We start from the raw sequence: 9,614 nt of genomic DNA on the forward strand, positions 1-9,614 counted from the left end.
GCTGGCCGGGCTCCTGTGAGCGTGAGCCGCTAGCGGGCGGTCTTCACCGACGCCGCACGGCAGGCCCTGCGTGAGCTGGACGGCGCCGAGCGGCTGGCGCACATCACCCCGGGAGCGCGCAGCAGCGCCGCGACCTCATCCAGGAGCGGTCACCCCTTGTTCGCCGCGCACGCCGGGCCCCGACGCCTCCCTACGGGGCGAACGTCCGGTGCCGGTCTCCGGGCGCTCGCAGTTCCGCTGTGGCCCGGCGGGCGGCGGTCAGGTGATGGGTCGAGTTCCAGGCGAGCGCGACCCGTTCGGCCCGCGCGTAGGAGTCGGCCGCGGCCTGTTCGTCGTTCATCAGCCGGTACAGGTCGCCGAGGGCGTGGGCGAGGGGACGACTGGCGTAGGCACCTCCGGCGGTGCCGCCGAACTGGTTCCGGACGGGCAGGAGGTGCCCGATCAGCACGGTCGCGGTGTCGGTGTCGCCTTGCAGAACGGCGAGTTCGCTGCGGTAGTCCAGCTCCAGCCCGTAGAGATGATCCGTCACCGGCCGGGACGGGAAGGACACCAGTCGCGCCTCGTCCATGCGGCCCAGACGGGCCAGTACGAGCGCGTGCAGCACGGCGACAGGGGCGCCGACGGTCGCGTGCAGATCCCGGACGTCCTGCTCGATCTCGGCCGTCCTGCCCTGCGTGAGCCGGATGGTCATCAGGCCCAGTGTGCGCGGGGCCGCGGCCTGGTGCGCTCCTATGCGCTGCAACAGCACGTCCGCCTCGGCGTACTCGGCCTCCGCCACGCCGAAGCGGCCCGTGATCGTGGCCAGCATGGCCGAGGCGAGGGTGTTGATGCCCTGTGCCCACAGCATCCGGTAGCGGCGCGCTATGTCCAGGCCGTCGGTGGTGTGCCTGTGTACCAGGTCCGGATCGTTGCGTGCGGCGGCCGTCAGGGAGTCCAGGTGCTCACACACCCAGCGGTAGGCGGGCAGATCGTGGGTCAGGGCGAGCCGGCGCAACTCGGCGACGAGGGGCGGCCGGGCGGTGTCCTGCGCCTCATGTGGCATGAGGCGCGCGGACGTCATGAGGGCGGAGGCCAGTAGACGGGGGTCGCCGTCCGCGCGGGCCAGGGCCAGTTGGGCGTGCGCGGCCTCGGCGGCCCGCGGTGCGTCCTCGGCCGCCACGGCGTCCACGAGGACCTGGAGCACTCGTGCGCGCGTCGGGTCGTCCAGGGTGCTGTCCTGTGCCAGGTGCTCCAGTCGGGTCAGCGCGGTCCGGTCGAAGAAGCCCTCCAGCCTGCTGCGCCACAGCGAGGGTTCGGTCCAGGCGCCGTAGACCGCCGCCACCAGGTCGTCGCGGTTGGCGAGTATGGCCAGGTCGACCGCGCGCTGCCGGGTGATGCGGGCGGCGTCGGTCGCGCCGGCCCGTACCTGCGCACCCAGCAGCCGCACCAGGAGGACCACCGTGGCCTCTCGATGGCCGTCGGAGTCGGACGCGGCGGCGGCGTGCGCCTCCAGCGCCTGTTGGATCAGGTCGACGGCCACGTCGTGGGCGTACCGCCGCTCGGCCAACTCGGCCGCGCGCAGTGCGTAGTCGATGGCCAGGGGCGCGGTCGAGCTTCTGCCCGAGCGGGCGAAGTGGTGGGCCAGCGCGGCGAGATCGTCCGGGCGACGGCAGCGCAGTTGCCGAGCCACGCGGTCGTGCAGACGGGAACGCCGTACGACGGGCAGGTCCGTGTACACGGTGTCGCGCACCAGGGCATGCACGAAGCGGACGCGTCCCGGGCCGGGTTCGGTCAGCAGATCCGCGGCGAGGGCGGCCTCCAGTCCGCACAGGAGGGTGTCCTCGTCCAGGTCGGCCGCGTCGATCAGGAGCGAGACGTCGGCCTCCAGTCCCACGACGGCCGTGAGCTGCAGGGCGGAGCGAGCGTCGGCCGGCAGAAGGGCCAGGCGTCTGCGCAGCACGTCGCGCACGCCCTGCGGGACCTCGGAGACGGCCACTAGAGCGCCTTCTCGGGCCAGCAGCCGCGCGCTCTCCAGGACGTAGAAGGGGTTTCCGCCGGTGCGGTCGGTGAGAGCCGTCACGGTCCTCGCGTCCACGGGTCGGCCGCAGACGGCCTCGACGAGGGTCGCGACATCCTGCGGTGGAAGACCACCGAGCGCGATCCGGTGCGGAGCGCCGGGGGCGAGGTGGGCGAGGGTCTTGCCCAGGAGTTCCCCCACCTCGGCCGGACGGTAGCTGGCGACGGTGAGGAGGGGGACGCCGGTGACCGCGGCCGCCGCTTCGAGCAGGGCGAGCGTCTCGGCGTCGGCACGGTGCAGGTCCTCCAGGAACACGGCGAGCGGCCGCCGGCCCGCCGCGTCCCGCAGCCAGGCGGCGAAGGCGCGGTGCGTACGGAAGCGTCCGACGGTCGCCGCGTCGCCCGTCGGGGCCTCCCCGGCACCGGGCTCGCCCAACAGCGCGGCCAGTTCTCCCGGCTGGGCCGGGGGGATGTCGCGGGCGAGTGCGCCGAGGGCCTCCACCCAGGCCCAGGCGGGCGGCGCTCCCTCGTACTCCGGGCAGCGGCCGACCACCACGAACCACCCGTCGGACCGCAGGTGTTCGGCGAACCGGGCCAGAAGCGCCGTCTTCCCGGCGCCGGCTTCACCGGTGACCAGCGAGGTGCTGGCCGTGTGCCGGGCGGCCAGCGCGGCGGTGGCGACCGCGCGCAACTCGTCGTGTCTGCCGACGAAGGGGGCGCGTCCGTTCGCGGACAGGTCGGTGACGGCGACGGTGCCGGCAGCCGCAGTGACACCCGAGGCGCTGTGGGCGGGCGCGGCATGTGTCGGTACGGGGTATGCGACGCCGGTGCGCTGGGTGGCGGTCGGCGGCACCGTGACCGGCTCCGGCACGACGGCCCGGAGCACGTCGAGCCGCCGGGCCAGCACCGCCTGTTCGAGCTCGACCAGGACGGGCGAGGGATCACAGCCGAGTTCGTCCCGCAGTATGCGCGCGGCACGGCGCAACGAGGAGAGGGCGCCTGCCTGCCGGCCGCACGCCCAATGGGCGAGCGCGAGCAGTCGCCACCCCTCCTCCCGCAGCGGGTTGTCCGTGACCAGGGCCTGGGCGGCCAGCGTCGCCTCGTCGGCGTACCCCGCGCGCAGATCGGCGTCGACGGCGAGTTCCCGCGCCTGTGCGTACAACTCGGTCAGCCGGTTCACTTCCGACGAGGCCCACGTCTCGTCCGCGTGCTCAAGGAACGCGGGACCCTGCCACCATTCGAGGGCCTCGGTCAGCAGTTCGCGGGCCAGGTCCACCGGAGCGCTCCGGGCACGGCCCACTTGGGCCTCGAAACGCCAGGCGTCCACGGAGTCCGGGGGCAACCGCAGAACGTATCCGGGCGGGGCGGTGACCAGAACGGTCGCGGGCGCTCGTGCGGGCCGCCGCGGTTCGAGCAGGCGGCGCAGGTTCGACACGTAGGCGTGCAGGGAGACGATGGCCTTGGCCGGGGGAACTCCGCGCCACACCGCGTCCACCATGCGGTCCACCGGCACCACCGCGCCCCGGGCCGCGACCAGCAGTCCGAAGACGGCCCGCTGCCGCGGGGAGCCCAGTTCGACCGGTGTTCCCTCGACGTCGGCACCCAGGGAACCCAGGACTCGTATTCGCAGCACGGACGGGAATGTACCGGAGTTGCCTCCCGGAAGAACTCCGGCGCACCCGGCCGGAGCCGGGGTCCGGCGGACGGGCCACCGCGCCGCCGGTGATCACATGCCGCCGAGTCCGCGGTAGATCCCGTCGGGGTCGACCCCCTCCACGTAGTCGCCGAAGTCCGTGTTCGCCGGCGACAGGTTCGCCTCGATCTCCGCGAGGGCCGACGCCGCCGCCCGGAAGGTCCCGTCCGGGCCCTCGTCGTCGACATCGACGACGAGGAGAACACGCTCACGTGCTGCCGCCGTCGGCTGCGCGAAGGTGACGGCGTCCGCCACGAAGAGGCAGGGATAGTCCGCGTGGTCCGGTACGAAGGTCATGAGCTGCCGCGCCGTCATGCCCTCGAACCGTGCTTCGTCCACCGTGCGCAGATCCACGAGCAGGCCCTCGGGGACGTGGCCGCGCAACCATGCGCACAACTGCTCCCACGCCGTCCGGTCGGTGAAGTGGGTCCTGACCAACAGGACGCCGCTGCCCCCTGGAAGTTCGTTCACGAGAAGCTCATTCTCTCTTTCAGCTCGATGTCCGGTCAGAAGCCCCGGAACACGCCGTCCTCGTCCGCGGCCCGGACGAATTCGTCCCAGTCCATGTTGGCCCAGGTGAGGTTGTTCTCGATCGACCACAACTCCGATGTCACGACCCGGAGTTCAGCGGGCCGCACGGAGCCGGTACGGACGACGAGAAGCGGGTTGCCCGGCGCGGTGAGTGCGTGCTCGTCGGCGATCACCACCAGCCGCTTCTCCGGTGGCGTCAGGCCCGCTATCCGCTCCGGCGAACAGTCCGCGTACGCGACGTCGTCGACGATGTCGACGTTCGCCAGGAAGTCGTCCTCGGAAGGCGTTCCCACGTGCACGAGCAGGGTCTGCCACGACCGCTCGTCGGAGAAGGAGGTACGCACCAGGGGAGTCGCGTGCTTGTGGCACGGCAGTGGAGCAGGCGTGAGTGGCTCGGGCACGGAGAGGATCCTCGCGAAGGGGCCGCGAACGCGCGACGGCGTTCGGCTCGGGCAAGTCAGCGGCAGCGTACGCGAGTTACGGGACCGCGGAAGTCCGGTCCCGCGGTCACTTCCTACGCACAACGGGCTGCCTATGATCCGGGTGCCCACAGCCGACCCCATCGGCGCGGCTCCGTGGCCGAAGGCCCCGGTCCACCGCGGCGTCCGCGTACCGCGTGTACGTGGCTCAGGAGGTTTTGAACAGTGTCACGGCAGGTGCTCACCGTCTGCCCGGACCACCCTGACGGGTACCGCACCATCAGCGAAGCCTTGGCGCAGGCACGTGCCGGTGCCGTCATCAGCGTGGCTCCGGGGCGCTATCCCGAAAACCTCACCGTGCGCACCCGGGTGACGATCGTCGCCTCCGGCGGCCGGGACAGCGCCGAGATCTGCCCCCGCCACGGCAGCGCCCTGGTTCTCATGGCCGAGGAGGTCATGCTCACCGACCTGCTCCTGCGCGGCGGCCAGGAGGACACGCCGGTGGTCGATGTGCCCCGGGGGCAGGTGGCCATGGAGCGCTGCACCGTCGTGGGTTCCGGGTGGACGGCGATACTGGCCCGGCTGTCGGGGTCGCTGGCCGCGCGCGGCTGCCGGATCAGCAACCCGGCGGGCGCGGGCATCGTGGATGTCGCCCCCAGCGGGAGCGTGGTCGAGGACTGCGTGGTCGAGCACGTCGGATCGTCCGCGATCGTCCTCGGCGAGCAGTCGCGCGCCACGATCCGCGGCTGCCGTCTGCGGGACGCCCGCGGCAACGGTGTGCTGGCCAACGGCGAGGCCCGCGGCTCCGTGGAGGACTGCGAGATCTCGGACACCGACAAGCCCGCCGTGGCTCTGGAGGGACTCAGTTCGACGACGGTGCTGCGCACCGCCGTCCACGACGTGTCCACCGGAGTCTTCGTGACCTCCGGCGCCCGCCCGGTGCTGGAGGACGTCACCGTCACCGCGACCTCGCAGGCGGGGATCGTCGTGGCCGCCGGGAGTGATCCGACACTGCGGCGCTGCCGCACTTCGCAGACCGCGGCGACCGGGTTGTTCGTCGGCGAGCGGTCGCGGGGGACCTTCGAGGAGTGCGAATTCCTGTCGTCCGCCGGCCATGCCATCCATGTGCTGGGCGGAGCGACACCCGTTCTCGATCGTGCGGTGGTGCGCGACTGCGCCGACACGGGCGCGGCCGTGTTGCTCGCCGAGGACTCCGCCGCGGAGTTCGACCGGCTGGAGATCGGTTACGCGGCCGGGGTCGCCGTCTCGATCCGTTCCGGCGCCAACCCCCTGCTCCACCGTGCGGCCGTGCACTCTCCGGGAACCGACGGCGTCGAGGTCTGCGACGGCGGGCGCGGCCGGCTCGAAGGCTGTCTGATCGAGGACGCGGGCGCGAACGCCGTCCGGATCACCGACGGCGGCAACATCTTTCTGGGGGACTGCACGCTTCGCGCGGCCAAGGAGAGCGGGGTCCTCGTCTCCGAGGGCGGCCGGGTGACGCTGCGCGACGGCGCGATCCACGCGAGCGGCGCCTCGGGAGTGGCCGCGGGCACCGGCGCGGACGTGACCGTCACCCGGGCTTGCATCACCGCTTCGGGCGCACACGGAGTCCAGGTCTCGGCCGGGGCACGGGCCGCCCTCGGACAGTGCGAGATCAGCGGCAGCCTCGGTGACGGCATCCGGGTCGACAGCGCCGAAGCGGTGTCGGTCACCGGCTGCGTCACCCGTGACAACCGGGGGTCGGGCCTGCGCCTGACCCGTGCCACCGAGCGGCTCGCCGTCGAGGACCTGTCCAGCGGCGACAACGCCATACCGGACTTCTGGGGCACCGAACTCACCGGCGAAGGCGCCCGGGACGCGGCACCGGCCGCCCGCGGCGGCGACGCCCCGGGGGGTCTCGCCGACCGGCAGTCGCCGCCGCCGGTGGCCAAGGGACCGATGGCCGAACTGGAGGCCCTGGTCGGTCTGGAGGGCGTCAAACGGCAGGTCGCCACGCTGGTCAACCTCAACCAGCTGGCACAACGCCGGGCGAAACTCGGTATGCCGGTACCGCCCATGAGCCGGCACCTGGTCTTCGCGGGGCCACCCGGCACCGGCAAGACCACCGTGGCACGCCTCTACGGCGGAATCCTCGCCGAACTCGGCGTGCTGCGCTCCGGACATCTGGTCGAGGTCTCCCGGGCCGATCTGGTGGCCCAGGTCATCGGTGGCACGGCCATCAAGACCACCGAGGCTTTCAAGGAGGCACTCGGCGGCGTGCTGTTCGTGGACGAGGCCTACACACTGCTCTCCGGCAGCAAGGGTTCGGGGGCCGACTTCGGGCGGGAGGCCATCGACACCCTGGTGAAACTGATGGAGGACCACCGTGACGACGTGGTGGTCGTGGTCGCCGGGTACACCGCGGAGATGGAAGGCTTCCTCACCGCGAACGCCGGGCTGGCCTCACGATTCACCCGCAGCATCGAGTTCGCCGACTACTCCGACACCGACATGGTGACGATCACCGAGAACATGTGCACGGCCCACCGCTACGCGCTGCATTCGAGTACGCGTGACGCGCTGGTCCGTCTCTACGAGCGCATGCCACGCGACGCGGGATTCGGCAACGGCCGCGCCGCGCGCCGTGTGTTCGAGGAGATGGTCGACCGGCAGGCCGTGCGGCTCGCGACCGTGGTCGACCCCGCGGAGAGCGATCTCACGCTGCTGCTTCCGGCCGATGTCGGCGACGACGAGGACGGGCAGGGCGCGACGGGCCCCGGCGACCCGCGGGAACTGCTCGCCGGGCTGGAGGCGATGGTGGGCCTGGGCGCGGTCAAACGGGAGGTCGGCGACATGGTCAGTGTCCTCGCCGCTGCCAAGCAGCGCGAGGCCGTCGGTCTGCCCGCCCCGAGACTGGGCCACCACCTGGTCTTCGCCGGGCCCCCCGGTACCGGCAAGACCACCGTGGCCCGCCTGTACGCGGACCTGCTCCACGCGCTGGGCGTGCTGCCGCGCGGGCAGTTGGTGGAGGTGGCCCGGGCCGATCTCGTGGGCCGGTACGTGGGCCACACCGCCCAGTTGACGCGCGAGGTGTTCGAACGGGCCATCGGCGGCGTGCTGTTCATCGACGAGGCGTACGCCCTGACGCCGGAGCACGCGCCGTCGGACTTCGGCCGCGAGGCGGTCGACACCCTGCTGAAGCTGATGGAGGACCATCGGGACGAGGTCGCCGTGATCGTCGCCGGGTACAGCGACGAGATGCGGCGGTTCCTCGCCTCGAACCCCGGGCTGGCCTCGCGCTTCTCCCGCAATGTGCATTTCGAGGACTACACCACCGAGGAACTGGTCACCATCGTCCGCGCGCAGGCGACCGAGTCGGGCTACACCTGCGTTCCCGGGACGGTCGAGGTCCTGCACCGGTACTTCGACGCGCTGCCCCGCGACCGGTCCTTCGGCAATGCCCGCACCGCCCGGCAGCTCTTCCAGTCGATGACCACACGCCAGGCCCGGCGGCTCGGCGGTCTGACGGCCCCGGGCATCGAGGAGCTTCAGCAGTTGCTGCCCGAGGATGTTCCCGACGTGTCGAGCACCGCGTGGACACGGGCCGAGCGATCCGCTCAGCAGGACCCCGGCCGGCACTTGTCCGTCTGAGCGCAGGAGCCCGCGGCCGGCCACGTACTCCTGGCGTCGACGCGGCTCGAAGTAGGCCGAAGTAGGCCGAATACGGGCTGAGTTGGGCGGAGTCGGGCTGAGTTGGGCGGAGCGGGCCGAAGCGGTCCCTGCCACGTACGCGGGGACCACCTCGACACGGTCGGTCAGCGTCCCCTCGTCGTCATCAGCGCCGAGGCCACGCTCTCGGAGAGGGTGTTGGACGGCGGAGCGGGCGGAGCGTTCGGCGGCTCGGGGGCTTCCGGAGCATCCGTGCTGTCGGCCGACCGCGCCTCGGCGACGTCCGCGGACTGCTCGGACTGCTTGGGCTGCTTGGGCTGTTCGGACCGTTCAGGCTCTTCGAGTGGCTCGGACGGCTCGGACGGCTCGGACGGCTCGAACCGGGGCGTGGACGCCAGAGGGCCGGGCGTGGATCCCGTGGTCTCGATACTTGAAGCGGATCCGACCGATGGCTCGCTGTCCTCCTCCGGTCCGCCGTCCGGCCCCGGGGCGGGGGCGGGGGCCGAGTCCTGTGACGTGTCCAGCGTCTCGGCCTTCGTCCGCACTCTCGCGAGTGCCCGGTCGAGTGCGTCGGGTTCGACGCACATGGACACCGGCGCGGAGCAGTTCAGGTAGAGCTGATGGTCCTCCGGCAGCTGTTCGGCGAGGTCCGACACCGTGTGGATCTCATACAGGAGACGCCCGGCGCCGGCCAGGTGCGCCTGCGAGGTGAAGACGAGCATCACGGGGGTGCCGTCCGGCGCGACCGCTGTCACCGGTCGTCCGTCCGGGCCGACGAGCACGGCCACGTCCGCCGGCGCGAGAAGGTCGGGCACCTCGTCCTCGCGCCCGTACCCCGCGGCGGCTCGCTGCACGGCGGCGTCGGTCGGATCGGTGGGCCGGGCCCAGCCACGGGCAGCCGGGGACCGCACATAGGACGGGTTGTGCCGCCACTCCACGATCTCGCCGGAGGCGTCGGAACGCCACTCGCCCACGACCGTCCACTCGGGCGGCGGCCAGGCCTGGGTCCAGGCGGGATCGACGAGGGCGAACCAGTGGTCACCGGCCAGCAGGGCGGCCTGCGCGATGTGGTCGGGCGGCGGCGGTACGGCCTGATCGAGGGCGTTGTCGACCGGGTCCGGCCCGGTGAGGGCGTCCTCCTGCTCCGGGGCGAGGTCCTCAGGAACGACCGGACGGCTGAGGATCGGGGGAGTGGCGTCCTCGTAGACCTCGCTCGGCGTGGGGGCCGAGCCGTCCGCCGTCTCTCCAGGGTTCTGGAGCAGGTACGGCAGCTCGTCCGTCAGGGCATTGCCGGTCTGCGGCGTGCTGTCAGCCATGATGCTGTCTTT

General features: G+C 72.2%; 5 protein-coding genes. 1 reads left to right on the forward strand and 4 read right to left on the reverse strand.

The window, feature by feature from the left end; all coding sequences use genetic code 11:
- Positions 1-190: 190 nt before the first annotated feature.
- From ACIOKD_RS22510 to ACIOKD_RS22520, 3 genes are all read right to left on the reverse strand, one after another.
- Positions 191-3,628: a BTAD domain-containing putative transcriptional regulator gene (locus tag ACIOKD_RS22510; RefSeq protein WP_402086715.1), complete on the reverse strand. Its 3,438-nt coding sequence runs from the start codon at positions 3,626-3,628 to the stop codon at positions 191-193.
- Between the two features lie 93 nt (positions 3,629-3,721).
- Positions 3,722-4,159, reverse strand: a complete 438-nt coding sequence (locus ACIOKD_RS22515) for a DUF6924 domain-containing protein (protein ID WP_402086718.1) — start codon at positions 4,157-4,159, stop codon at positions 3,722-3,724.
- 35 nt (positions 4,160-4,194) lie between these two features.
- Positions 4,195-4,620, reverse strand: coding sequence for a DUF6924 domain-containing protein (locus ACIOKD_RS22520; RefSeq protein ID WP_402086720.1), 426 nt, complete (start codon positions 4,618-4,620; stop codon positions 4,195-4,197).
- Between the two features lie 243 nt (positions 4,621-4,863).
- Here ACIOKD_RS22520 and ACIOKD_RS22525 point away from each other — a divergent pair, with 243 nt between their 5' ends.
- Positions 4,864-8,268: a right-handed parallel beta-helix repeat-containing protein gene (locus tag ACIOKD_RS22525; protein ID WP_402086722.1), complete on the forward strand. Its 3,405-nt coding sequence runs from the start codon at positions 4,864-4,866 to the stop codon at positions 8,266-8,268.
- A 164-nt stretch (positions 8,269-8,432) separates the two neighbouring features.
- On the opposite strand, the gene ACIOKD_RS22530 is transcribed toward ACIOKD_RS22525, so the two are convergent.
- Entirely contained in the window at positions 8,433-9,602 is a 1,170-nt protein-coding gene (locus ACIOKD_RS22530) for a type VII secretion system-associated protein (RefSeq protein WP_402086725.1), read from the reverse strand.
- Between the last annotated feature and the right edge of the window lie 12 nt (positions 9,603-9,614).

Source organism: Streptomyces sp. NPDC087844, assembly GCF_044742785.1.
In the GTDB taxonomy this organism is placed as follows: domain Bacteria; phylum Actinomycetota; class Actinomycetes; order Streptomycetales; family Streptomycetaceae; genus Streptomyces.